The organism is Acinetobacter tandoii DSM 14970 = CIP 107469, from assembly GCF_000400735.1.
Taxonomy (GTDB): domain Bacteria; phylum Pseudomonadota; class Gammaproteobacteria; order Pseudomonadales; family Moraxellaceae; genus Acinetobacter; species Acinetobacter tandoii.
Window position 1 is genome coordinate 396,092 of sequence record NZ_KE007371.1, and the last position, 25,870, is coordinate 421,961.

Sequence of the window (25,870 nt, forward strand, 5' to 3'; positions counted from 1 at the left end):
TTTTAATATATTTTGTATCTGTAACCAAGAATACACCTTCCCTATGCTAGGCGTACAGTTCATTTTTACCTGGGGGGAAATCAACATGTATCGTTTTAGCTTGGTCGCACTCGCACTGTGTCTTTCCGCTTGCCAACCGAATACCTCAGTTTGGCAACAGCAACGTGATTTTATTTGTCAGTCTTTAATTGAAGGTTTTTTAAAAGCATCTGGACAGCAGAATTTTGAGCTCGCGCAGAAAAGTGATGTCGTGGACAGCGTCATCCCGCAGCGCCTGTTTAGCTATCAATCTGGCTCAACACGCACCACCTTAATTGGTGAAACACAGCGAAAAGAGTTACGCTTTGTCTGTTGGAACGATGCACAGCATTTTGCGATTGCTCAACATGATCAGAACCAAGCACCACGACAAGCCTTGCTCACTGTACAGCTTCACTTGCCTAAAGCTACAGATAAATTGCAAGTTTCTGCGCCAAAAACTCAATGAACAAGCGAACCCGTTTCGGTAAGTGTTCTTGTTGATAGTACACCGCATGGATTTTTTGATATTGCAGTTCAATCTGATCTTCAAACAGGGCCACCAAACGTCCTGCACGGAGATCATCTTGAACCAAAAAACGCGACAAACAGGTAATCCCAGTACCGTTAAGCACCAACTGACGTACGGTTTCCCCATTCGATGCCTTGATTTTTGGATGAATATTAAGATGTTGTCCCTGTAACCTTAATGGCCAAGTATTTAAATGTGTGGGCTGGGTAAAACCAAGCAAGGGGTGCTGCAACAACTGCTCAGGCTGGTTGGGTGTGCCATGTTGGGCTAAATAATCAGGACTGGCCACAATATATAGGCGGCTACGGCACAACAGTTTGGCATGTAAGCTGGAATCATTTAACTCGCCAAAACGAATCGCCACATCGGTTTTATGTTCCAGTAAATCAATAATCTGATCGTGATTATTCAATTCAATTTGAATATTGGGATATTGCTGCATGAACTCTTGAATCAACGGCACAATCACATGCAGCACAAAGGGCGTCGCTGAATCCACCCGAATGAGACCTGAAATATCATGATCAGATTTTAATAGCGCATCTTCAGCTTCGGTCAAATCATTCAAAATCTTACGCGATTTTTCCAGAAACAACTGCCCTTCTTGCGTCAGTTTCAACTTGCGCGTAGTCCGTTCCAACAGGGTCACATTGAGTTTGCTTTCCAAGCGCTGCAAGGCACGACTAACACCCGATGTGGTTTGTCCTAATTGCTCCGCAGCTTTCACGATCGAGCCACTTTCGACAATCTGAACAAAAGCATTTAATTCTTCAATGGTCGATTTCATCGTCATTTTATTGATTATTGGTCAACAATATTTTGCAAATTCCTAGATTTTTCCACAACAGTTATTTCAGCAAAATAGCTCCATCTTTAAAAAAGTTCGGTTGAGAAAAACATGATTGTTCCAAAAATGGGAATGGGTACCTTTCGCTTGACGGGTGCAACGGTAAGGGATGCTGTTCAGATGGCGCTTGAAGTCGGCTATCGTGCCATTGATACGGCACAAATTTATGGCAATGAAGCTGAAATTGGTCAAGCCATTGCCAACAGTGGTGTACCACAACATGAATTATTTTTAACCACCAAAATTTGGACTGAAAATTACGCTCCAGAGCAATTGATTCTGAGCTTAAAACAGAGCCTACAGAAATTAGGCACGGATGCAGTGAATTTGACTTTAATTCATTGGCCTGCCCCACTACTGGGCATTCAAATTGAGGAAGTCATGCAAGCCTTGCTGCATGCCAAGCAATTAGGACTGACCGAACATATCGGTATCTCAAATTTTAATATCGCCCTAACCCAACAGGCAATTAACAGTATTGGACTCGAGCATATTGCCACCAATCAAATTGAACTGAGTCCTTATTTACAAAATCGCCCCTTGGTTAGTTATCTGCAACAGCAACAGATTGATGTGACCTCTTACATGACTTTGGCCTATGGCAAAGTGCTGCAAGATCCTGTCTTACAGACGATTGCCCAGCAAATCAATGCCAGTCCCGCACAAGTGGCATTGGCATGGGCGCTGCAACAAGGTTATGCCGTCATTCCCTCTTCTACACAACGAGCGCATTTGTTGGCAAATTTGAAAGCACAAGATTTACAGCTCACTCCTGAACAGATGCAGGCAATTACTGAACTCGACCGAAACTCACGTGAGGTCAATCCTGAACAACTCGCTCCCAAGTGGGATTAGGGCAAGCAAATGAAAATGAATTACCCGTTATTGGCGCTGGCGATTGGCGCCTTTGCTATTGGAACTACTGAATTTTCCCCCATGGGCTTTTTACCTGAAATTGCCCATGATCTGAGTATTTCTATTCCACAAGCAGGTATGCTCATCAGTGCCTATGCGATTGGGGTGATGTTGGGCGCCCCGCTGATGACACTGTGGTTTAGCCGCTATTCCAAACGGCGTGCCCTGATCCTGCTCATGGTCATTTTCACACTAGGTAACCTGCTAGCTTATTTTGCCCACAGTTATTCGAGCTTAATGCTGGCACGTATCTTGACCAGCTTAAATCATGGTGCTTTCTTTGGCATTGGTTCCGTGGTCGCCGCCAGCGTGGTACCCAAAGAAAAACAAGCCAGTGCCGTCGCAGCCATGTTTATGGGGCTGACTCTGGCCAATATTGGCGGCGTTCCCTTTGCCACTTGGGTGGGGCAACATATTGGTTGGCGCATTGCTTTTCTGGGCATCACGCTACTGGGTGTAATCACCATGCTGTCTCTCTGGAAAGCACTTCCCGAAGGTCAAGCCAGTCCTCGTCCCAATATTGCTCAGGAACTCAAGGTACTCCGTCGTTTACCTGTGGTTTTGGCATTATTGACCACAGTCATGAGCTCAGGCGCGATGTTCACACTGTATACCTACATTGCACCCAGTTTGCAAAACTTCACTCAAGCTACACCCAGCCTGATCACGTTCATGTTGGTTCTGGTTGGGATTGGCTTTTCAATTGGCAATCATCTGGGGGGAAAATTCGCAGATCGCTCACTGGATCGGACGCTATTGGGTTTTCTCAGCCTACTCAGCATCATGATGCTACTGTTTCCGCTACTGGCACAAACCGCCATTGGGGCAGCCATTGCATTAACCCTTTGGGGAGCAGCCGCATTTGCAGTGGTTCCCCCTTTACAAATGCGCGTCATGTCGGTTGCGCATGAAGCCTCTGGACTTGCCTCTTCGGTCAATATTGGCGCCTTTAATTTAGGCAATGCCTTGGGTGCACTGGCGGGCGCCAGTGTACTCAGTTTTGGACTCAGCTATACGGCGGTGTCTTGGATCGGTGCACTATTAAGTGGTCTAGCCTTACTGTTGGTCGGCTTACAAAAAATGTTACTGAACAAACAGCTTGTGCAAAGCCAAATACAGAAAATAGAACCTCAATGTCTTGAACACTAAATCCATGTCGATTTTAACATCATATTGACTAGCGCAATGCGATTGGCAAAGCTGCATAATTCCGCGGTTTTGCCAATTCATCCTTCATTTTTAACAACATTTCATATGGCTGCTGCTCCACAAATAAATTCACAGCGCTAAGCGGAATAGAACCTTCAGGATCGGCATAGCCATAGGTCGAGACTTTCACTTTCTGCTTCCCCAGTTTCTGAAAAGTCCAATCACCTTCATAACGGGTTAAACGTACATAATTTGGATTTAACGGATAGCCTTGATTCACAGCCTTGTTTTGAATATGAATCATACCTTGAGCATCTTTGCTCATTTTCCCCTTTACCACCAAGTCTCGGTCTTTTAAAGGAAAGGGAAAATCCAGCACCATATATAACAGAAACTCGCCTTTGCTGTCATCGCGAGATAAGACTTTGACGCTGCCCATATAAGGCACCCATCTTGGCGCTTGTTCCACATCCAAAATCAGGGCAGCGGCCTTTTCAATCGGCACATCAAAATGAGTTTCGGCTTTATACAACACCACAGGGTTTGTACTGTTTTGATAGGTCCAAACTTTAATATTCTGCTTGTTAATACTGAGTTTGGCATTGTCGATAGACTTGGCCTGTGCTGTAGCCAATAAGGCTACAGCACAGCAAGTGATAAGTTTTATTTTCATTTAATTCAGCTTCTTATTTTAATTTTATGCAAATGTTTTCGCAAATTCAGGCCGTGTTTTACACTTGAATATCGTTAAAACCGAGTACATCTTTCATGTCATATTTACGTGCTTCACGTCCAACCACCCATGCTGCGGCACGAACTGCACCCGAAGCAAAATTCATTCGGTTGGTGGCTTTGTGAGTAATTTCTAGACGCTCACCTTCACCAATAAACATTGCAGTGTGTTCACCCACAATGTCACCGCCACGAATGGTTTGAAAACCAATGCTTTGGCGTTCACGTGGACCAGTATGGCCTTCACGGCAATACACAGCATCTTGTTTCAAGTCGCGACCTAATGCATCTGCAATGGCTTCACCCATCATTAAAGCAGTACCCGATGGAGCATCAACTTTATGGCGGTGATGCGCTTCAATGATTTCAATATCAACTGTATCGCCAAAGACTTTTGATGCCAGTTCCAATAATTTAATTGATACATTCACGCCTACAGAATAGTTGGCTGCATAGACGACTGGCGTATGAGTTGATGTTTCATCAAGAAGTGCTTTTTGCTCATCATTCATGCCAGTAGTGCCAATGACCATGGCGACACCCGCTTCACGGCAAAGCTTCAAGTGCTGTTCGGTGGCAACAGGCGCAGTAAAATCAATCACCACATCACATACAGGTAAAATTTCTTGCAGACTGCCCACAATCTTCACACCAATGTTGCCAATGCCTGCAAGCTCACCTGCATCTGAACCCACTAAACTACTTTCTGGTCGCTCAACCGCAGCAGCCAGTTGATAGCCCGCTTGTTGTACCGCCTGAATCAGAATGCGACCCATACGACCGCCTGCACCCAATACCCCAATACGTGGACTTGTAGACATAATCCGTTCCTAATCTCGAATTTAAAATTGCCTTTACTATAACAAAACTCTGGAACACGACTAAGTTGTAATCTAATTTTTTCGCAAAAATCTTGGTTGAATCGATTTAAACTTCAAAGTGCCCACTCTCAACGTATCGAGATAGTGAAGAATTAGATCATGGTATGGGTTTATATCGAAAAAAATCTTTAAAAATGAAAATGAAACCTCTCATTTTTCACACAATTTACATCTTGCTTACTCAGACTAGCCATCACGAATCATCAAGATAAAAATTGTCAGGAGACTTTCTATGCATTCGAAAAAAATAATACTCGCTTTACTGTGTACTGTTGCTGCTCATGTGTATGCTGAACCTGCTGCCCAATCTGGCGACAGCATTGACAGTTTGGCAGGGGTTAAAATTATGACCAACGTTAATGGTCAACCTGGAAGCCTTGCCGAACGCATGGCAACGAATGCTACTCAAACATCCGCGAGTGCAGCGCAACAACCAGTTGAAGAAACGGTGAGTGTTGAAGCGATTGATGCACCTATCCCACAATAAAACAGACATAAAAAAAGGGCATGTTTTACACGCCCTTTTTTTATTACTTTGAATTAGTCAAACAAACGATCAAAGAATGACTTTTTCTTTGGTGAAGAGTTATTGTCTTCACCATCTAAAGTCACTTGCAGTTCTTTCAACAGTTCACGTTGACGAGCCGTCAAGTTCACAGGTGTTTCCACCACAATACGGCAGAGTAAATCACCCTGCATGCTGGTACGTACAGGTTTAACCCCTTTGCCACGTAAACGGAACATTTTTCCAGTTTGCGTACCTTCAGGAATTTTCAAACTTACACGACCTTCTAGCGTTGGAATCTCAATCTCTTTACCCAAAGCAGCATCAGCAATGCTTACTGGTACATCCATATACAGATCTGCACCATCACGTTGGAAAATTTCGTGTTCACGTACCACAACTTCTACGTATAAGTCGCCAGATTGACCATCACGAATGGCTTCACCTTTACCGCTTAAACGCACGCGATCGCCATTGTCTACCCCAGCTGGAATCGTCACTTCTAGGGTTTGCTGACGGTCAGAAACCCCCGAACCATGACATTTCTGACAAGGGTTCTTAATGATTTTACCTTGTCCACGACATGTACCGCAGGTTTGCTGTACTGAGAAAAAGCCTTGCTGCATACGGACTTGACCTGCACCATGACAGGTTTTACACGTTTCAACATCATTCGGGTTTTTAGAACCTTTACCGTCACAGCTCTCGCATGGTGCTGGCGCAGTAAAGGTAATGGTCTTTTTCACCCCTTTTACTGCTTCTTCTAAAGTGAGTTCCATCACATAACGTAAGTCAGAACCACGGCGCTGACGCTGTTGACCACGACCGCCACCACCAAAAGCACCACCGAAGATATCACCAAACTGGCTGAAAATGTCTTCTGCACTAAAACCGCCGAAGCCACCACCGCCGCCACCGAAACCACCTTCAAATGCACCATGTCCCATACGGTCGTACATGCTGCGCTTTTCGCTGTCGGAAAGAATTTCGTAAGCTTCAGAGGCTTCTTTAAATTTTTCTTCTGCTTCAGGGTTGTCTGGGTTACGGTCTGGATGATATTTCATCGCCAACTTACGGTAGGCTTTTTTAATTTCATCATCACTAGCGGTTTTAGCGACACCTAAAACCTCATAATAATCACGTTTAGCCATAGCTGGCGATGCTCCTCACGGAATTTCATTTCATACTGAATAATGCTCTGAAATTGGGGGTGAAGCGTGATTTTACAAGGGCAAAATGTTAAAAAATTTACAAATTCTAGAAAACTGCTTTATTTTTTATAAACTTAGAAAGGCCTTTAATCCAAGCATTGAGTAAATATAAAAAGGCAATCAATGCGAATACCACACCTGCAACGGTACATCCTGTAACCCAAAGTGCACTATTCCAAGTGAAGAAACATAAAGGAATAAACCACAATGCAGCAAATAAACTGAGTACGGTATAAATAATGATATTTCGCATAACCCAAAGGGCTTGGGCTTGTAACCAGACTTCAGTATCCACTTGGGTCACTTTACGGGCAAACCAATAAGCAAAAATACCGCTGATGACGGTAAATAATGCCAAAAACATGAAGACATAAGAAATCGCGATAGAGCGGCGATACTTGGTTAAACTGTCTTGCTTCATGTGCGATTAAACCTCATTACTACATCTTTGTTTTTTTTAGTATGTAGCAAAATTCCTAAACTGAAATTTAATAAAAATATAAGGTGCTACTATATTGAAATTTTCAAACTTTCGCACCTGATATTACTAAAATATTTTGTACTAAACGGTCTTTTTCACCTTAAACCATTGCGCATACAAAGCAGGTAAAAAGAATAGTGTGAGCAAAGTCGCAACTATTAAGCCACCCATAATCGCCACCGCCATTGGCCCAAAGAAAATACTGCGTGATAATGGAATCATGGCCAAAACTGCGGCCAGTGCAGTTAACAAGATTGGACGGAAACGGCGGACCGTCGCTTCAATAATTGCCTCCCAGGTAGCTTGTCCTGCGGCACGATCTTGTTCAATTTGATCAATCAAAATCAAAGAATTTCGCATGATCATGCCTGAAAGGGCAATTGTACCTAGCATCGCGACGAAACCAAACGGCTTATTAAACAACAGCAAGAATAATACTACGCCAATTAAACCGAGCGGTGCCGTGAGCAAGACCATGGTGGCACGGGAAATACTTTTAAGTTGAATCATCAGCAAGGTCATGACCACAGCCAAGAACAGCGGCATCCCCGCATTCACTGACTTTTGCCCACGGGCCGATTCTTCGACTGTGCCTCCGACTTCTAGCAAATAGCCCGCAGGCAATTCTGAACGGACTTGTTGCATACGATCTGACAATTCAGCCACCACCGTTGCGGGTTGTAATTTGGTCCGAATATCCGCGCGTACCGTAATGGTCGGTAAGCGATTACGGTGCCAAATTAACCCCTCTTCAAAACGATATTCAATTTTGGCAATCTGGGCCAATGGTACGAAAGTCCCTTGGGTAGTCGGTACAGCCAAACTGGCGAGAGATTCAACACTCAAACGCTCTGCCTCATCACCACGTAACCGAATATCAATTAACTCGCGCTTTTCACGGTAGGGATGCAATACAGCGCCCTGAATTGAACTATTCAGAAAATTGGCTAAATCTACGCTCGAGACTCCCATTTGGCGGGCACGGTCTTGATCAATCTGCAATTGAATAATCTTGCTGGGTTCACCCCAATCCAAGTGCACATTTGTGGTATTTGGATTCTCTCCCACTACAGCAGCAACTTTTTGCGCCCATTGGCGAACCGAATTAAGATCCTCTCCCGAAATACGGTATTGAATTGGATAACCTACCGGCGGACCATTTTCCAATAAGGAAACCCGTGTCCGCACTTCAGGTAGTAATTGACGAATTTGCTGTTCCAGAGAATGGCGAATGTCATTGCGATCATCCAAAGAAGATGCGAGAACCACAAACTGAGCAAAACTGGCTTGGGGTAATTGCTGATCTAAAGGTAAATAAAAACGCGGCGAACCTGTCCCTACATAAGCCACATAATTTTCAATTCCCTGTTGTTTCGAAAGAAAATGCTCGACCTTTTTCACTGCCGCCTCTGTGGCTTTAAGAGAAGCGCCTTCTTCAAGTTTTAAATCTACCAAAATTTCAGCGCGGTTTGATGGCGGGAAAAATTGTTGTGGAACCAATTTAAACATCAACACTGAAAGCACAAACATACCCAAGGTCGTGGCAATCACGGTTTTACGATAGGTCACACACCAGTTTACCCATGCACGAAAACGTTGATAAAACTGGGTCTGATAAGGATCATGTTCAGTACTATGCAACTTGATGGGCTGTGGCTCAGGTTGTTTTCTGAAACGAGCCCAAAGCCTTTGATACCAAGGTGCTCTAGTTGGTTGCTGCTGAAAATCAGGCAATAACTTATCCCCCAAATAAGGGACAAACAATACCGCAGCAAACCAAGACACAATTAAAGCAATGGTCACCACCTGAAAAATGGAACGGGTATATTCTCCAGTGCTAGAAGCGGCTGTGGCAATCGGCAAGAATCCTGCTGCGGTAATTAAAGTCCCCGTCAGCATTGGAAAGGCCGTGGTTTTCCATGCAAACCCCGCGGCTTGCAAGCGGCTATAGCCTTGTTCCATGCGAATCGCCATCATTTCGATGGCAATAATGGCATCATCGACCAATAAACCAAGGGCTAAAATCAGTGCACCTAAAGAAATTTTATGCAGTCCTACATCAAATAAATTCATGCCTGCAAAGGTCATAGCCAGTACCAGCGGAATGGAAAATGCCACCACCAAGCCAGTACGAAAACCCAAAGAAAAGAAACTTACCAACAGTACAATAATCACGGCCTCAGCCAAGACTTTCATGAATTCATGCACACTGCGTTCAACCGCAACGGGCTGATCAGAGACTTTTTCTAGCTTCATCCCCAAAGGTAAGCTTTTCTGTAAGGTTGCAAACTCGGCCTGTAAGTTTTCCCCCAAAGCCAGAATATCTCCCCCCTTACGCATCGAAACCGCAATACCAATGCCGTTTTCACCCATAAAACGCATGCGTGGCTGGGCAGGTTCACTAAAGCCACGGTAAACCTCTGCCACATCCCCCAGTTGAATGGTTTGACCATTCACCAATAAGGGCATTTTTTTCAGATCTTCGACGTTATGCAACTGACCGCTCACGCGAATTTGAATGCGATCGGTCTGAGTTTCAAAATAACCTGCGCTGGCTATGGCATTTTGTTGCTGCAAAGCCTGCTGAATCGCAGTGATAGGAATGCCCAGTTGCGTGGCTTTGGTATTGGATAAATCAATCCAGATTTTCTGGTCTTGTAACCCAATCAGATCGACCTTGCCTACATCTTGAACCCGCTGTAATTGTAGTTGTAAGCGGTCGGCATATTCTTTGAGTACCGCATAGTCAAAGCCCTTGCCCGTAAGTACGTAAATATTGCCGAAGGTATCGCCAAACTCGTCATTAAAAAATGGGCCTTGTACATCACTCGGTAGTTCATGCCGAATGTCATTGACCTTTTTACGTACGTCATACCAGACATCAGGAATTTGTGCAGAACGCAACGAATCTTTCGCGAAAAAAGTCACCAACGACTCGCCTGGACGCGAGTACGCCATAATGCGCTCATAATTGCCCGTACTCATGAGTTCTTTCTCAATACGGTCAGTCACTTGCAGGGAAACTTGCTTCGCTGTTGCACCTGGCCAATAGGTTTGCACCACCATGACTTTAAAGGTAAATGGTGGATCTTCGCTTTGCGACAACTTGGAATAGGACACCATACCGACGATGCCTAGCAAGATCATGAAATATAGGATTAAGCCTTTATTTTTTAATGCCCATTCTGACAGGTTGAAATTCATGATTTCGCTCCTGTCGCAGACTTGGTACTAGACAGTTGCACTGCACGATTTTCCCGATCAATCGGGCGAATTTTTTGTTGCTCTCTTAACAGGTGTACACCACCCACTACAATATAATCTTCAGGCTTTAACCCAGACAATACAGGGACGCTGTCACGCCCGTAAGCACCTAAGGTGACAGGAACTTTATGGACACGTGAGTCTGGATGCACCACCCAAACAAAGGCCTGTTGCTCATTCGCAGACACACTGGATAAAGGCACACTCAAGATATTGTGCTGCAAACTGCTAAAAAAGACTCGTGCACTTTGCCCCAACTGAATGTCTTGGCTCTGGCTCTTTAAGGCAACTTTCACACTAAAAGTACGCGACTGATCCGCTGCTGGGGAAATTTCACGCACATAAGCTGCAAATTTATCTTGTGGTTTTGACCACAAAGTCACCCATGCTTCCTGCCCAATGCGTAAATCATTAATGGCTTGTTCAGGCACACCAATGACCACCTCACGCTCGCCTGCAATCGCCAATTGATAAGCCGCTTGCCCTGCTGCAACCACCTGCCCCACTTCAATATTACGTGCGGTAATCACACCACTTTTGTCTGCAATAAGCTGATTGTAGCGAGTCTGGTTTTGACTGACTTCATAATTGGATTGCGCCTGTTTCAGGCTGGCCAATGCAGCTTGATACTGATTATTCATCGCATCATATTGTGAACGGCTCACGGCGTTCATCGGCAATAATTGCTTAAAACGTGTTAGCTCCTGTTCAGCGACTTTCGCTGCTGACTGAGCACTTTCCAATTGTGCGCGGGAAGCATTTAATTGTAATTGAGCATCTTTCACGTCCAGCTTTGCCAAAACCTGTCCAACCCGAACCTGATCACCAACATCGACAAAACGTTGCATAACCTGCCCAGACACCCGAAATGCCAAATCCGTTTGTTGTCGAGCTTTAACTTCACCCGCATAACTTTTTTGCTCAGTTAAAGAGGTGGATGGTTGTACCACCATGACAAAAGGGACTTGTTCTGTTGTCGTCTGTTCTCGATTACACCCCCAAAGGGTCAAACTGGATAAAATTATAAGACTGGCGATTAGGGTCTTGGCAAGGTTCATTCGTCGTGCTCTTATCTAAATGTCATTTTTAAGGCAAAATACTATGCTGTTCTTTGAACAATTTTTAATTAATATACCACGCGGTACATTAATTAAAAGCCCTGTTTAAAGTAAATGTCTTAATTAAGCGAAAGTGGAAAATTTTGTGCAAACGAATGTCGGTCGGCCCAAAGATTTAGAAAAGCATAAGCAAATTCTGCTAGCTGCTAGAAACCTGTTCCTCAAATATGGCTATCATGGTTCGAGCATGAATCAAATTGCCCAAGAAGCTGGGGTCACCAAGCTAACGATTTATAATCATTTTCAGGACAAAGCCACGCTTTTTACCTGTGCGATTGAACAAACCTGCGAAAATTTAATGGAAACACGTCCCTTTGAATTGAATGCAGACAGTGATTTTCTTGAGGCTTTTGCTCAAGCTTGCCAAATCGCATTAAACATTGTGTACCTACCCGAAGCAGTGAAGTTGGAACATTTGCTGATTGAACTGGCTGCCGAACAAAATCCCTTAGCATTACAGTTTTATAATGCATCCCATCAAAAAATGTGTGATGGCTGGGAAGAGTTTTTTCAGCAAGCTGCCACCTTGGGTTTTATTCAACATGGGGATGTGGAACAGCAACGCCTATTGCTACTGTCCTTACTGCTTGGACTACGTCATTTAGAAATTTTACTGGGTGTACGTGCTATTCCAACCTCTCAACAACAGCAGGAAATCATCCAACAAAGTATCGAACTGTTCATGCTGAAATATGGCTCGCATGCCTAGTGCCTCTTTTCCTTGATCCTTCCAACGCCATTCCATTATCCAATTGCTAGTTTTATCAACAAAAGCTTGCGACTTTTGTAGCCCTGCTACTTGGCATTCGATTAAATCGGGGTATAGTCAAAAAGAATAAGAACTGGAGAATGGAAAATGATTCAACAAATTGATGCTCCACTACGCGAAGACGTACGGTTACTTGGTAATTTATTAGGGGAAACCTTAAAACAACATGCCGGGCAAGATTTGTTTAATCAGATAGAACAGATTCGAGCACTTGCCAAAGGTGCACGTGATGGACAAGTTGAAGCCGAAAAACAACTAGAGCAGCTCTTTCTCAGTCTAGAAGATGATGAGATTCTTCCGCTCACCCGTGCATTTACGCACTTTTTGAACTTTGCCAATATCGCCGAACAGTACCATGTGGTACGTAGCCGTCGCCAAAGTGAATTTGATCCTGAAGCCCCATCACCAAATCCACTCGATCATCTGTTCCAAAAATTCAAAACCCATCAAGTCTCAGCAGAACAGCTCTATCAACAACTGTGTGAACTTAAAATTGAACTGGTGTTGACCGCACACCCTACAGAGGTGAGCCGTCGTACCCTCATTCAAAAATATGATGGCATTAATGACTGTTTATTCAAATTCGATCAGCAAAAACTCACCCCGCGTGAACGCCAAGCCGTACTAGAAGACTTAAAACAGCTGATCTGTTCTGCATGGCAAACCGATGAAATTCGTCAACATCGTCCGACCCCTATCGATGAAGCCAAATGGGGTTTCACCACCATTGAACAAACCTTGTGGAATGCAGTACCCAAGTTCATGCGTGAACTGGATGGGATGGTAGAAGAACATTGTGGACAACGTTTACCGCTACATGTTGCTCCCGTGCGTTTTGCTTCTTGGATGGGTGGTGACCGTGATGGCAACCCGAACGTAACCCACAATGTGACCCAAGAAGTGCTGTGGTTGTCACGCTGGAAAGCGGCTGACTTATATTTACGTGATATTGAAGACCTACGTTGGGAATTGTCGATTCAAAACTGTAGCAATGAATTAGTTCAGGCTTTGGGAGCGCCTCATCCTGAACCTTATCGTGAATATTTACGTGACACTCGCGAGCGCTTAAAAATCACCCGAGAATGGTTGGCCCATAAGCTTCAGGGGCAAGATCAGGTTTTAGATGACAGTCGCATCATCAAAAGTAAACAGGAACTATTACAGCCTTTATTACTCTGTTATCGCTCTCTCATGTCGTGCAACCTACCTGAAATTGCCAATGGAAAATTATTGGACTTTATTCATCGGGTCAATTGCTTTGGTATCGAATTATTAAAGTTGGATATTCGTCAGGAATCAGGGCGTCATCGCCAAGCCATTTCCGCTATCACCGAATATTTAGGTTTAGGCAATTTTGAAACTTGGACGGAACAAGCCCGTCAAAACTTCTTATTACAAGAATTACAAAGCAAACGCCCGTTGCTGCCAAAACATTTGAATGAGCCTGAGCAAAGCCTGATTCTACACCCCGATGTACAAGAAGTGTTTGCCACCATGCGGACCTTGGCAGAACAGCCTGCTGAAAGCCTCGGTGCCTATATTATTTCCATGGCGGAATATCCAAGTGATGTGCTTGCTGTTCTACTCTTACAAAAAGAAGCTGGCATTCAACAGCCTTTACGTGTAGTTCCCCTATTTGAAACTTTGAAAGACTTGGATGGTGCGGCACATACCATGCAAACCCTGTTCAATATGCATTGGTACAAACAGCATATTCAGGGCAAACATGAAGTCATGATTGGTTATTCAGACTCGGCCAAAGATGCTGGCTTTATGTCTGCCAACTGGGCGCAATACCGTGCGCAAGAAGAGTTGACTGCCATCGCCAAACAACATGCGGTCCAACTGACCCTGTTTCATGGTCGTGGTGGTTCTATCAGTCGTGGCGGTGCTCCAACCCAACAAGCGTTATTTTCTCAGCCTCCAGGTTCGATTTCTGGTGCCATTCGCGTCACCGAACAAGGCGAAATGATCCGTTTTAAATTCGGACTGGAAGGCATTGCGCTACAAAATCTGGAAATTTATACCGCAGCCACACTGGAAGCAACCTTACTTCCACCGCCAGAGCCGAAAGCCGAATGGCGTGAACTGATGCATCGCATGACTGACCTTTCGGTACAGGTTTACCGTCAAACGGTACGTGAAAATCCGCACTTTGTGAAATATTTAAGAACCGTCACACCTGAACTGGAACTGCAAATGTTGCCATTGGGTTCTCGACCTGCCAAACGTAAAGTCAGTGGCGGGATTGAATCCTTACGTGCTATTCCTTGGGTGTTTGCCTGGACGCAAATTCGTCTGATGCTCCCCGCTTGGTTAGGCACAGGTGCGGCTATTAATCAAGTGATTGAACAAGGACATAAAGCAACCTTAGAGGACATGTTGCAGCAATGGCCTTATTTCCAAACCCTGATCGATATGTTGGAAATGGTCCTGTCCAAAGCTGATGGACATGTGGCTTTATACTATGAAACCCACTTGACCCAAGATGAAGACTTAAAAGCTCTGGGCACAACATTGCGCCAACGTCTACAAGATGCAGTGGGAACCCTGCTCACCTTAAAAGATGAATCCAAATTGCTCAGCAGCAACGAAGTTTTGGATCAATCGATGCGGGTTCGTAAACCTTACTTACTGCCTCTGCATTTGCTGCAAGCAGAACTGATGAAACGACGTCGTTTGTATCTAGCAGAACGTCAAGCTGAACATACCCCAGTCGATCATGCCTTAATGGTCAGTATCGCAGGTATTGCAGCAGGTCTTCGCAATACGGGTTGATGTAAGTATTCTCAATTGGCAACTCAGCCGTATGCTGGGTTGCCAAAACAGCATTTTGTTTGAATCGATTGGCAAAATATTTCTTGCCACCTTCAATTTTCAGCAGTTTTTTTATATTGTTAAAAAATTTTTGAAAGATTGATAAAAAAAATTTATCGCTAAGCAAAGCGAACAAACAGCTTTTATTGACTATAATTTATAGAATAATATATTGATTTATTGTTAATTTAAAAATCAAAACATTTTACCACTTGGTATAAAATTATTATAAATCAGAGTTCTACTTAATCTGAAATTAAAAATCAATGATTAAATCACTCGAAAAGAAAGAGTATGATGTGCACAATTTATTTTTAAAGCGATCAATTTATGTCCAATTGGTTTCCCAAATGGCGTCCATATACAGGCAATGTCGAGACGCAGCCTGTCGGCACAAATGAGTATCTTCCGCCTGTACAAAGTGCTGTGTTGGGCATTCAACATGCTTTTGCCATGTTTGGTGCGACAGTTCTTGCCCCATTCTTGATGGGTTTTGACCCCAATCTTGCGATTTTTATGTCGGGCATCTGTACCATTCTGTTTTTTTTAATGACAGGTGGACGTGTTCCAAGTTATCTTGGCTCAAGCTTTGCTTTTATTGGCGTGGTCATTGCTGCCACAGGTTATGCCGCTTCTGGAACGGGTGCACCGAATGCCAATTTAGCCGTCGCTGCTGGCGGGATCATGGCATGTGGCGTGTTGTACGCACTGTTTGGTCTGATGGTCATGGCAACGGGCACCAAATGGATTGAAAAACTCATGCCACCAGTAGTAACTGGTGCTGTGGTGATGATTATTGGTTTAAATCTGGCACCTGTGACAGTAAAAGGCGTGGCGGGCAATCCCTTTAATATGTGGATGGCACTGGTGACAGTGCTTTGTATGGGGTCAATTGCTGTCTTCACCAAAGGCCTATTGCAACGCTTACTGCTCTTAATCGGCTTATTACTGGCATATCTACTCTATTTCATCATTTCGAATGTCATGGGATACGGTACACCTATTAATTTTACTCCAATTCAACAAGCAGCGTGGTTTGGCTTTCCAACCTTCCATTCGCCACAGTTTGATGTGAATGCCATGTTGATTATTGCTCCAGTAGCGCTAATTTTAGTGGCTGAAAATTTGGGGCATATTAAAGCAGTCAGTGCCATGACGGGTGAAAACTTAGACCCGCAAATTGGTAAAGCCTTTTTGGCAGATGGTGTTGCAACGACGCTTTCTGGCGGTGTTGGTGCACCAGGTATGACCACCTATGGCGAAAACATTGGGGTGATGGCTGTTACGCGCGTTTACTCAACTATTGTATTTGTGATTGCAGGTGTGTTTGCCATTTTCTTGGGGTTATCGCCAAAGTTTGGTGCCATTATTCACACCATTCCAACTGCAATTCTCACAGGTGCTTCTATTGTAGTCTTTGGTTTAATTACCATTGCGGGTGCCAAAATCTGGATTGAAAACAAAGTCGATTTTTCTAAAAATAAAAACCTGATGGTTGCAGCAGTGACCATTATTTTAGGTACAGGTGATTTTGCCTTGCAGTTCGGCAATTTCAATTTGGGCGGCATTGGAACGGCTACCTTCGCAGCCTTGGTTTTAAACTGGTTCTTCAGCTTAAAAGATAAAAGCGAATAAATATTGCTCCATTTATAGCAGCCTACGGGCTGCTTTTTTTATATTTTCAGGCTTTAACATTGCCTCTTGGTGATCAAGTTTTTAAGATGGAAAACTCAATATAAGATGAATTTATGGCTATGCGCCTCGACTTTTTTGACTTAACGTTATTCTTGAATATTGTCGAAACAGGCAGTTTGACTAAGGGTGCAGAACGTTCTGCAATATCCTTACAAGCCGCCAGTGAACGGATTAAAAAACTCGAACAACAGTTCTCTGTCTCGCTGTTTACCCGCCATGCCACTGGCGTCAAACTCACACTGGCAGGTCAAATGTTTAATCAACATGCCCAAACTTTAATTCAACAACATCAGCAACTTGAACAGGCAATGCAGCCTTTTTCTCAACGACAACATCGCAGCATGACCCTGTGGTGTAATTCTTCAGCTCAGAGTGAATATTTACCTTTGGTTCTACCAGCTTACTTAATGGAAAATCCGCATTTACATATCGAATTGCAAGAAGCAGAGTCCAATGACATTATTCAAGCTTTAAGCAAAGGGATCGCACAACTTGGCTTAATCTCGAGTTTTTTTAATGCTCACCCCCTACAAACCCTAGAGTTTGCAGATGATCCTCTGGTATTGATCTGCCCACGCCACCATCCTTTAACCCACCATCCTGAACTAAGCTTGGTTGATACCTTGGAACATGCCTTTGTCGGATTAATGCAATATCACTCCTTACAGCAATCGATTGAAGCACAAGCCAAATTACTGGGCTATAGCATTCAGTATCGTCTTCGTCTTCCTAATTTTGGTGCAATTGCACAGGTCGTTGCCAATGGCATTGGGATTGCCATCATTCCGAAACGGGCTGCCCAACGCTTACAACAGTTGTACGCATTCCAACAAATTCAATTAAAAGGTGCATGGGCAAACCGAAAGTTACTGTTGGCTGCACAAAATTTTGATACCTTAACTTTAGATTATCAACATTTTAGCCAATATTTAATTCAACAACGTCCTCAGCTTGACAGTATACCCAACACAATTAATGACTAAGCAGCATATACCCACCTAAAGCCATCAAACCACAGAAAAAGACTTTGCGAAATTTCTGCTCTGCAATTTTATAGCGTATCCGCGTGCCCAACCACATGCCAAGTAAGGCAGGAATCAAAGCCATCACTGACCATAGATAATCAATCTCGAGATGAGCCACAGGATTCTGCTGTAAAAATATAGCCAAACACATGGTCGATACGGTAAATGCCAGACCTAGGGATTGAACCAGATCATCCCGCTGTAAATGTAAAGACTGCAAATAAGGCACCACGGGAATGACCACAACGCCAGTTGCCACAGTCAATGCCCCACCCAAATACCCAATCAATGGAGATAAGATCCAAGCATAACGCGACAAGTTTGGTATTTGTTTGGCAACTAAACCATATAAGCCGTAAAGCAATAACATGGCACCTAAAAGCGCTTCACTATGAAATTCACTTTGACCTAGGTTGGGAAAAATACTCCAGATTGAACCGATAATAATCCCCAGCAAAAGCGTCCAGAATCGAGCTAAAACCCGTAATACCTGTCCTTCAGCAAATAACTGCCAAATATTGGTAACCATAGAAGGTACTATCAGCAATGCTGCTGCTTGATAAGGGCTAATCAACATGGACAATAGTCCCATCGATACGGCAGGCAAACCTAAACCAATCATGCCTTTTACCATCCCTGCCAACAGAAAAACCACCACAATAAAACTCAGCACTGCTCTCTTCCTTAAAACATCCCAGTGCTATGCTAAGGCGCTTCAGTACAAAGAAAAATCAGGCTTTTTTGTACTAAGCCTCAGGTTTTTCCTGAGGCTTACTCAAAGTTGGCATATCGAAAGTAGAATTTTCATAAACAGATAAAGATGAAATAGACATTGCACTTTAGGGTTTAGGCGCAGTTAATTGGAATAAGGCGGCATGTTTGCCATCTTCTATTCCCCAAATTGAACCATCCTCTGCTTCAACCAAACCACGAATTCGCTGTTTCATAGCTAAACGTTGTACCTCTTGTACAGGCACAGTTTGCGTATCTACTATAATAATTGCTTGTGAAGATAAGCCGCTAATGAGTGCTTTATTGGTCCATTTCGGGAATTTAGAACCTTGATAGAACATTAAGCTCGATGGAGAAATGACTGGAGTCCAACTAATCTCAGGAGCTTGAAACTCAGGACGAGTCGTATGATCAGGAATATCTCGCCCACTATAATGATCACCATTCGACACAATCGAATATCCATAGTTTGCAGCTTTATAAATACGATTTAACTCATCGCCACCACGAGGCCCCATTTCAGCAACCCAAAGCTGTCCTTGTGCATCGAAAGCCATCCCCAAAGGATTTCTGTGTCCTAGACTCCAAATTTGAGCCGCAATCGGACCTTGAGCTATAAATGGGTTGCCTATTGCTGGCGAACCATCATCATTCAAGCGCAAAATTTTACCTAAATTGCTCTGCATATCTTGTGCAGGTTGAAACTTCTGTCGTTCTCCTGAACTAATCCATAATTTTCCTGCTGAATCAAAGGCCAAGCGATGTGCATAATGACCTTGTCCCGAAACTTTAGGCACTTGCCGCCAAATCGGCTGCAAGTTCATTAATCGTGGTTGATTGGATAGCTGCTCATCTAAAACAGCACGCACAACTACTGCACCATAGCCACCTTTACCTTGTTCGGCATAACTGAAATAAATAATATGATTCTGCTTAAAATCTGGATGCAGCACCACATCGCCCAAACCACCTTGGCCTCCATAGGCAACCTGCGGAACGCCCTCTACAACTATTTTTTGCTGCGTTTGGGGATTAAATACAAACAGCTTCCCTGCTTTCTCAGTAATCAATAAGCGCTGATCGGGCATGACTGCTAATGCCCAAGGCTCATTGAATTCAGTTATTTTTTTAATTTGATAAGGTTGTGAAAGTGGAGCAATTGCTGCTTGTTGGTGTTGTTCATCGACTGTTTTATCTTGTGCATGACAAGCGGAAATAGACATTGGGCTGAGAAAGCTGAGCCACAAAAGGAAACCACATTTTGAATACTTCATCATGCTCTCACTGTTTGTCTTATTTCTATTCAATCTAACCAAACTCTCTCCTGATAAATAGATTCAATATGTAGCATTCAAACCTATTTAAGAGTGAATCTATGTCAGCCAAAGCGTACAGAAAATACCGCTAATACGCCTATCCTCGCATCCAATTTCAGGATAAATTGAATGCATACAGAAACAGGATGTTTCTTAGAATAACAATAAAGAGTCGACAACAGGACGTTGAGGTATTACAGGAGTTTTACCTTTAATGAAATACGAAAAAGCCCCGATATCCCATCGGGGCTTTTTTATTTTTGTCATTTCCTATTTGAATAAAAAGAGCCTCATCTAGAGGCCCTTATTCACAGGAATAGCTTAACTATATGATCTTTGTTTGGTCGCTTGAGATGTTGTAGGCACTTCAACCAATTCTTCTGCTGGATTCGTTTTAATTAGAGAAACCGCAAAAGCCGCAATAATCGCAGGAATCGCAACGGCAATGAAGTTCATTTTATGTGGAAGTTCCATGCCTAATAACATCCCAATCACAATCGGACCTACAATCGCCCCGACACGACCAATGCCAGATGCCCATCCCAAACCTGTTGAACGAACTGCCAATGGGTAATATTGCGCAACATAGCTATACAACAAAATACTACAACCAATTGAAGCTGCACCTGCCAATGCCACCAATAAATAAATTACAGGCTGTGGAGAGTTAAAACCTAAACCAACCAGTGCCAATGCACCTACTATAAGCATACTGATAATAACTGGTTTTAAATGGAAGCGATCGGCAAGGATACCACCACCTGCGGTACCAATAACTGCACCAATGTTCAAAGAAAGCAAGAACATTAAGCTACTGCCCAATGAATAACCCGCTGCCATCATGAGTTTTGGTAACCAACTACCTAAGGCATAAACCATTAGCAAGCACATGAAGAAACAGCTCCAGAATAAAATGGTCCCCATTGCACGACCATTTTTAAACAGTGCTGCAACCGAAGCATCTGGAACTTTCGCTTCATTCAGAACCAATACAGTATTTTGAGTTACGGTTTCTGCAGGGACAAGACGTTGAATAATATCGCGTGCTTTTTCTGTTTGCTGAGCCTTGACTAAAAAAGTGACTGATTCAGGTAAGAATTTCCATAAAATTGGCACAAATAACAATGGGATACCAGCAATGAAAAACATAATTTTCCAGCCAAAGGTAGGGGTAAATGCTGCACCCAATAAGGCTGCCATAATTCCACCCATCGCATAGCCACTAAACATAGCAGTCACTAAAGTACTACGGAATTTTTGTGGAGCATATTCTGAAGTCAGGGCAACTAAATTAGGCAATACACCACCAATCCCTAAACCCGCAACAAAGCGTAAAATACCAAATTCAGTCGGGTTAGAGGCAAAACCACCTGCAAAGGTAAAGCCACTAAACAAGGTAACACAGATAATAATGACTTTTTTACGACCGATTTTATCTGCCAACATACCAAATAACATGGCTCCAAACATCATGCCAGCCAATGCAGTACTGGCTAACATTCCAGCTTGAACTGCAGTCATCCCCCACTCTTTCATCAATAAGGGTAATGCCACACCATTAATTGCCAAGTCATAGCCATCAAACAAAACTACAAATAAGCACCATAAAACTACCGTTAGATGAAAAGGTTTAAATTTAGCCTGATCAATCACAGCATTTACATTCATTGTCGTCGCTGTCATTTTACTCACCTCCAATTGTGAGATTTTTTATTGTCAACATACAATGAATAGCCGTTCATTTTTTGTCTAAAACCTCAAAGGTATAAATAAATACCTTTTAAGTATTCAATGCTTAAAATGGAACGTTTCGTCAGCAATTTAGGTAGTTAATAGTACTTAATATGTAGTAAAAACGTTACTTATATCGCAATCAATAATAATTAGTTATTTAAAATCATTAGGTTAATTTTTAATTATTCAACAATAAGACCAAAGTTAGCTTGCTTTAAAAAATGATCATTTTATATAAATTTAAATAAATATTTATATAAAAAAACACCCCCTTCTTATTAGAAGGGGGTGTTTGAATTAATGAGCTGGCGATGACTTACTCTCACATGGGTAACCCCACACTACCATCAGCGCTAAGAGGTTTCACTTCTGAGTTCGGGAAGGGATCAGGTGGTTCACTCTTGCTATTGTCGCCAGCACAACTGTTTATGGACTTGTTCGGGTTTTATGCTCAGATCCTATGATCTTATTGCTACCGTACTTTGTACCAAATGAGTTATTAACGGATTAGTTAACTGAGTCGAATTTTATGTTCTAGCTTTCACTAAATCAAGTTTTTTGTTTCAGATCAGGTTTAACTGATCTTTTATGAATCGATTATAAGCTTTACATACAACTGCTTGGGTGTTGTATAGTCAAGCCTCACGAGCAATTAGTATTGGTCAGCTTCACATATCACTATGCTTCCACATCCAACCTATCAACGTCGTAGTCTTCAACGGCTCTTTAGAGGACATAAAGTCCTAGGGAAATCTTATCTTGAGGTAGGCTTCCCGCTTAGATGCTTTCAGCGGTTATCCCTTCCGAACATAGCTACCCGGCGATGCGACTGGCGTCACAACCGGTACACCAGAGGTTCGTCCACTCTGGTCCTCTCGTACTAGGAGCAGATCCTCTCAAATTTCCAGCGCCCACGGTAGATAGGGACCGAACTGTCTCACGACGTTCTAAACCCAGCTCGCGTACCTCTTTAAATGGCGAACAGCCATACCCTTGGGACCTGCTTCAGCCCCAGGATGAGATGAGCCGACATCGAGGTGCCAAACACCGCCGTCGATATGAACTCTTGGGCGGTATCAGCCTGTTATCCCCAGAGTACCTTTTATCCGTTGAGCGATGGCCCTTCCATACAGAACCACCGGATCACTAAGACCTACTTTCGTACCTGCTCGACTTGTGGGTCTCGCAGTTAAGCGCGCTTTTGCCTTTATACTCTACGCGTGATTTCCGACCACGCTGAGCGCACCTTCGTACTCCTCCGTTACTCTTTAGGAGGAGACCGCCCCAGTCAAACTACCCACCAGACATGGTCCTCGTCCCGGATAACGGGACAGAGTTAGAACCTCAACATTACCAGGGTGGTATTTCAAGGACGGCTCCATTGGAACTGGCGTTCCAACTTCAAAGCCTCCCACCTATCCTACACAAGTAAGGTCAAAGTTCAATGTCAAGCTGCAGTAAAGGTTCACGGGGTCTTTCCGTCTAGCCGCGGGTACACTGCATCTTCACAGCGATTTCGATTTCACTGAGCCTCTGCTGGAGACAGCGCCGCCATCATTATGCCATTCGTGCAGGTCGGAACTTACCCGACAAGGAATTTCGCTACCTTAGGACCGTTATAGTTACGGCCGCCGTTTACTGGGGCTTCGATCAAGAGCTTCGCTTACGCTAACCCCATCAATTAACCTTCCAGCACCGGGCAGGCATCACACCCTATACGTCCACTTTCGTGTTTGCAGAGTGCTATGTTTTTAATAAACAGTTGCAGCGGCCTGGTTTCTGTGGCTGCCAATAGCTCAGGGAGCAAGTCCTATCACCGTCAGCAGCGTACCTTCTCCCGAAGTTACGGTACCATTTTGCCTAGTTCCTTCAGCAGAGTTCTCTCAAGCGCTTTGGTCTACTCGACCTGACCACCTGTGTCGGTTTCGGGTACGATTCCTGTGTAACTGAAGCTTAGAGACTTTTCCTGGAAGCATGGTATCAGCCACTTCACTGTACAAGTACAGCTTGCTATCAGTTCTCAGCATAGAGTACCCCGGATTTGCCTAAGATACATGCCTACAACCTTCCACCTGGACAACCAACGCCAGGCTGACTTAACCTTCTCCGTCCTCTCATCGCATTACACAGAAGTATTGGAATATTAACCAATTTCCCATCGACTACGCCTCTCGGCCTCGCCTTAGGGGTCGACTCACCCAGCCCCGATTAACGTTGGACTGGAACCCTTGGTCTTTCAGCGAACGGGTTTTTCACCCGTTTTGTCGTTACTCACGTCAGCATTCGCACTTCTGATACCTCCAGCATACTTCTCAATACACCTTCATCGGCTTACAGAACGCTCCCCTACCACTTGACTAATGTCAAATCCGCAGCTTCGGCACATAGTTTTAGCCCCGTTACATCTTCCGCGCAGGCCGACTCGACTAGTGAGCTATTACGCTTTCTTTAAAGGGTGGCTGCTTCTAAGCCAACCTCCTAGCTGTCTATGCCTTCCCACATCGTTTCCCACTTAACTATGATTTTGGGGCCTTAGCTGGCGGTCTGGATTGTTTTCCTCTTGACTACGGACGTTAGCACCCGCAGTCTGTCTCCCGGATAGTACTCATAGGTATTCGGAGTTTGCATCGGTTTGGTAAGTCGGGATGACCCCCTAGCCGAAACAGTGCTCTACCCCCTATGGTATTCGTCCGAGGCGCTACCTAAATAGCTTTCGGGGAGAACCAGCTATCACCAGGCTTGATTAGCCTTTCACCCCTATCCACAAGTCATCCCCTGGCTTTTCAACGACAGTGGGTTCGGTCCTCCAGTTAGTGTTACCCAACCTTCAACCTGCTCATGGATAGATCGCCTGGTTTCGGGTCTACACCCAGCAACTAAACGCCCTATTAAGACTCGATTTCTCTACGGCTCCCCTATACGGTTAACCTTGCTACTGAATGTAAGTCGCTGACCCATTATACAAAAGGTACGCAGTCACCGAACAAGTCGGCTCCCACTGCTTGTATGCATGCGGTTTCAGGATCTATTTCACTCCCCTCACAGGGGTTCTTTTCGCCTTTCCCTCACGGTACTGGTTCACTATCGGTCAGTCAGGAGTATTTAGCCTTGGAGGATGGTCCCCCCATATTCAGACAAGGTTTCACGTGCCTCGCCCTACTCGACATCATCATATCAGCCCTTTCGTGTACAGGACTATCACCCACTATGGTTGCACTTCCCAGAGCATTCCACTAAAACTGATATGACTTAATGGGCTTTTCCCCGTTCGCTCGCCGCTACTGAGGGAATCTCAATTGATTTCTTTTCCTAAGGGTACTGAGATGTTTCACTTCCCCTCGTTCGCCTTGCAACACTATGTATTCATGTTGCAATACCTACCTTATAGTAGGTGGGTTCCCCCATTCAGAAATCTCCGGATCAAAGGATATTTGCCGCCTCCCCGGAGCTTATCGCAGGCTATTACGTCTTTCATCGCCTCTGACTGCCAAGGCATCCACCACATGCACTTAATTACTTGACTATACAACCCCAAACAGTCGTTATTACCTACAAGTAGTAATAAGACAGTGATCAATGATCGCTCATTCATCTCTTACAGTTTGTTGTCCGTGCACTTAAGCACTGTACAGCTTCAATCTAAATTCATATACCAAAACGCTTGATTCAGTGTTTTTGCTAGTTCTCAATCAACTTAGATCAAAGAATTACTTCTTCTTTCTTTGTTATTGAGTGAACAATTTATTTCAGACTCAATTTTCTAATCTGTTAATGATTAACTACAGCCTCGTCAGCTTGCAGTAAACTGTGATAAATCACAGAAGTTAACAAGACGCGCATATTACGCTAACTTCTTATTAATTTCTATAATCTAAAACTTCGTTTGCTTGTTTCTTAGCTCATTGCAATGCAATGTGATGGTGGAGACTAGGAGAGTCGAACTCCTGACCTCCTGCGTGCAAAGCAGGCGCTCTACCAACTAAGCTAAGTCCCCAGCTTATCAATAAGTCAATGTTTCTGATCTTCCGTACTTCGTCAGTAGTGGTGGGTCTGACAAGACTTGAACTTGTGACCCCACGCTTATCAAGCGTGTGCTCTAACCAACTGAGCTACAGACCCTCAGATACAT

18 protein-coding genes, 2 tRNA genes and 2 rRNA genes are annotated in these 25,870 nt (G+C 43.9%); 8 read left to right on the forward strand and 14 right to left on the reverse strand.

Annotated elements, in window-relative coordinates; all coding sequences use genetic code 11:
- Nucleotides 1–85: 85 nt before the first annotated feature.
- Entirely contained in the window at nucleotides 86–487 is a 402-nt protein-coding gene (locus tag I593_RS17570; RefSeq protein ID WP_016168917.1) for a hypothetical protein, read from the forward strand.
- On the opposite strand, the gene I593_RS17575 is transcribed toward I593_RS17570, so the two are convergent.
- Nucleotides 447–1,337 (reverse strand): LysR family transcriptional regulator, encoded by an 891-nt coding sequence (locus I593_RS17575; RefSeq protein WP_026440919.1) that lies wholly within the window; start codon nucleotides 1,335–1,337, stop codon nucleotides 447–449. The genes I593_RS17570 and I593_RS17575 overlap by 41 nt on opposite strands.
- Nucleotides 1,338–1,448: 111 nt before the next feature.
- On the opposite strand from I593_RS17575, the gene dkgB reads away from it, so the two are divergent.
- A complete protein-coding gene (gene dkgB / locus I593_RS17580; RefSeq protein WP_016168919.1) occupies nucleotides 1,449–2,252 on the forward strand; it encodes a 2,5-didehydrogluconate reductase DkgB in 804 nt (267 codons plus the stop codon).
- A 9-nt stretch (nucleotides 2,253–2,261) separates the two neighbouring features.
- A complete protein-coding gene (locus tag I593_RS17585; protein ID WP_016168920.1) occupies nucleotides 2,262–3,461 on the forward strand; it encodes an MFS transporter in 1,200 nt (399 codons plus the stop codon).
- 28 nt (nucleotides 3,462–3,489) lie between these two features.
- On the opposite strand, the gene I593_RS17590 is transcribed toward I593_RS17585, so the two are convergent.
- Together I593_RS17590 and dapB are read right to left on the reverse strand one after the other, a co-directional pair.
- Nucleotides 3,490–4,134 carry an START domain-containing protein gene (locus I593_RS17590; RefSeq protein ID WP_016168921.1) on the reverse strand — a complete coding sequence of 215 codons (645 nt, stop codon included), beginning with the start codon at nucleotides 4,132–4,134 and terminating at the stop codon, nucleotides 3,490–3,492.
- Nucleotides 4,135–4,192: 58 nt separating this feature from the next.
- Complete coding sequence (gene dapB, locus I593_RS17595) at nucleotides 4,193–5,014, reverse strand: 4-hydroxy-tetrahydrodipicolinate reductase (RefSeq protein WP_016168922.1); 822 nt, start codon at nucleotides 5,012–5,014, stop codon at nucleotides 4,193–4,195.
- Between the two features lie 292 nt (nucleotides 5,015–5,306).
- Between dapB and I593_RS17600 the strand changes: the two genes are divergently transcribed.
- A complete protein-coding gene (locus I593_RS17600) occupies nucleotides 5,307–5,561 on the forward strand; it encodes a hypothetical protein (protein ID WP_016168923.1) in 255 nt (84 codons plus the stop codon).
- A gap of 53 nt (nucleotides 5,562–5,614) precedes the next feature.
- On the opposite strand, the gene dnaJ is transcribed toward I593_RS17600, so the two are convergent.
- The 4 genes from dnaJ to I593_RS17620 form a co-directional block, all read right to left on the reverse strand.
- Complete coding sequence (gene dnaJ / locus I593_RS17605) at nucleotides 5,615–6,730, reverse strand: molecular chaperone DnaJ (RefSeq protein ID WP_016168924.1); 1,116 nt, start codon at nucleotides 6,728–6,730, stop codon at nucleotides 5,615–5,617.
- A gap of 106 nt (nucleotides 6,731–6,836) precedes the next feature.
- Complete coding sequence (locus I593_RS17610; protein WP_016168925.1) at nucleotides 6,837–7,211, reverse strand: hypothetical protein; 375 nt, start codon at nucleotides 7,209–7,211, stop codon at nucleotides 6,837–6,839.
- Nucleotides 7,212–7,352: 141 nt separating this feature from the next.
- On the reverse strand, nucleotides 7,353–10,475 hold the full coding sequence (locus I593_RS17615; protein ID WP_016168926.1) for an efflux RND transporter permease subunit: 3,123 nt from the start codon (nucleotides 10,473–10,475) through the stop codon (nucleotides 7,353–7,355).
- Nucleotides 10,472–11,593, reverse strand: coding sequence for an efflux RND transporter periplasmic adaptor subunit (locus tag I593_RS17620; RefSeq protein ID WP_016168927.1), 1,122 nt, complete (start codon nucleotides 11,591–11,593; stop codon nucleotides 10,472–10,474). Before I593_RS17620 ends, I593_RS17615 begins: the two co-directional genes overlap by 4 nt.
- Nucleotides 11,594–11,738: 145 nt before the next feature.
- Here I593_RS17620 and I593_RS17625 point away from each other — a divergent pair, with 145 nt between their 5' ends.
- From I593_RS17625 to I593_RS17640, 4 genes are all read left to right on the forward strand, one after another.
- On the forward strand, nucleotides 11,739–12,362 hold the full coding sequence (locus I593_RS17625; RefSeq protein WP_016168928.1) for a TetR/AcrR family transcriptional regulator: 624 nt from the start codon (nucleotides 11,739–11,741) through the stop codon (nucleotides 12,360–12,362).
- Nucleotides 12,363–12,509: 147 nt separating this feature from the next.
- Nucleotides 12,510–15,200: a phosphoenolpyruvate carboxylase gene (ppc, locus tag I593_RS17630; protein WP_016168929.1), complete on the forward strand. Its 2,691-nt coding sequence runs from the start codon at nucleotides 12,510–12,512 to the stop codon at nucleotides 15,198–15,200.
- 369 nt (nucleotides 15,201–15,569) lie between these two features.
- Nucleotides 15,570–16,874 carry a solute carrier family 23 protein gene (locus tag I593_RS17635; protein WP_016168930.1) on the forward strand — a complete coding sequence of 435 codons (1,305 nt, stop codon included), beginning with the start codon at nucleotides 15,570–15,572 and terminating at the stop codon, nucleotides 16,872–16,874.
- Between the two features lie 119 nt (nucleotides 16,875–16,993).
- Nucleotides 16,994–17,917 carry a LysR family transcriptional regulator gene (locus tag I593_RS17640; protein WP_016168931.1) on the forward strand — a complete coding sequence of 308 codons (924 nt, stop codon included), beginning with the start codon at nucleotides 16,994–16,996 and terminating at the stop codon, nucleotides 17,915–17,917.
- Here the strand turns inward: I593_RS17640 and I593_RS17645 are convergent.
- From I593_RS17645 to I593_RS17675, 7 genes are all read right to left on the reverse strand, one after another.
- On the reverse strand, nucleotides 17,907–18,632 hold the full coding sequence (locus I593_RS17645; protein ID WP_016168932.1) for a sulfite exporter TauE/SafE family protein: 726 nt from the start codon (nucleotides 18,630–18,632) through the stop codon (nucleotides 17,907–17,909). The two genes, I593_RS17640 and I593_RS17645, sit on opposite strands and share 11 nt — an antisense overlap.
- 166 nt (nucleotides 18,633–18,798) lie before the next feature.
- Complete coding sequence (locus I593_RS17650; RefSeq protein ID WP_016168933.1) at nucleotides 18,799–19,965, reverse strand: PQQ-dependent sugar dehydrogenase; 1,167 nt, start codon at nucleotides 19,963–19,965, stop codon at nucleotides 18,799–18,801.
- Between the two features lie 363 nt (nucleotides 19,966–20,328).
- Nucleotides 20,329–21,690 (reverse strand): MFS transporter, encoded by a 1,362-nt coding sequence (locus tag I593_RS17655; protein WP_016168934.1) that lies wholly within the window; start codon nucleotides 21,688–21,690, stop codon nucleotides 20,329–20,331.
- 354 nt (nucleotides 21,691–22,044) lie between these two features.
- Nucleotides 22,045–22,159, reverse strand: a 5S ribosomal RNA gene (rrf, locus tag I593_RS17660).
- A gap of 213 nt (nucleotides 22,160–22,372) precedes the next feature.
- A 23S ribosomal RNA gene (locus tag I593_RS17665) occupies nucleotides 22,373–25,264 on the reverse strand.
- A 395-nt stretch (nucleotides 25,265–25,659) separates the two neighbouring features.
- Nucleotides 25,660–25,735 (reverse strand) — tRNA-Ala (locus I593_RS17670).
- Nucleotides 25,736–25,783: 48 nt separating this feature from the next.
- Nucleotides 25,784–25,860, reverse strand: a tRNA-Ile gene (locus tag I593_RS17675).
- Nucleotides 25,861–25,870 lie beyond the last annotated feature (10 nt).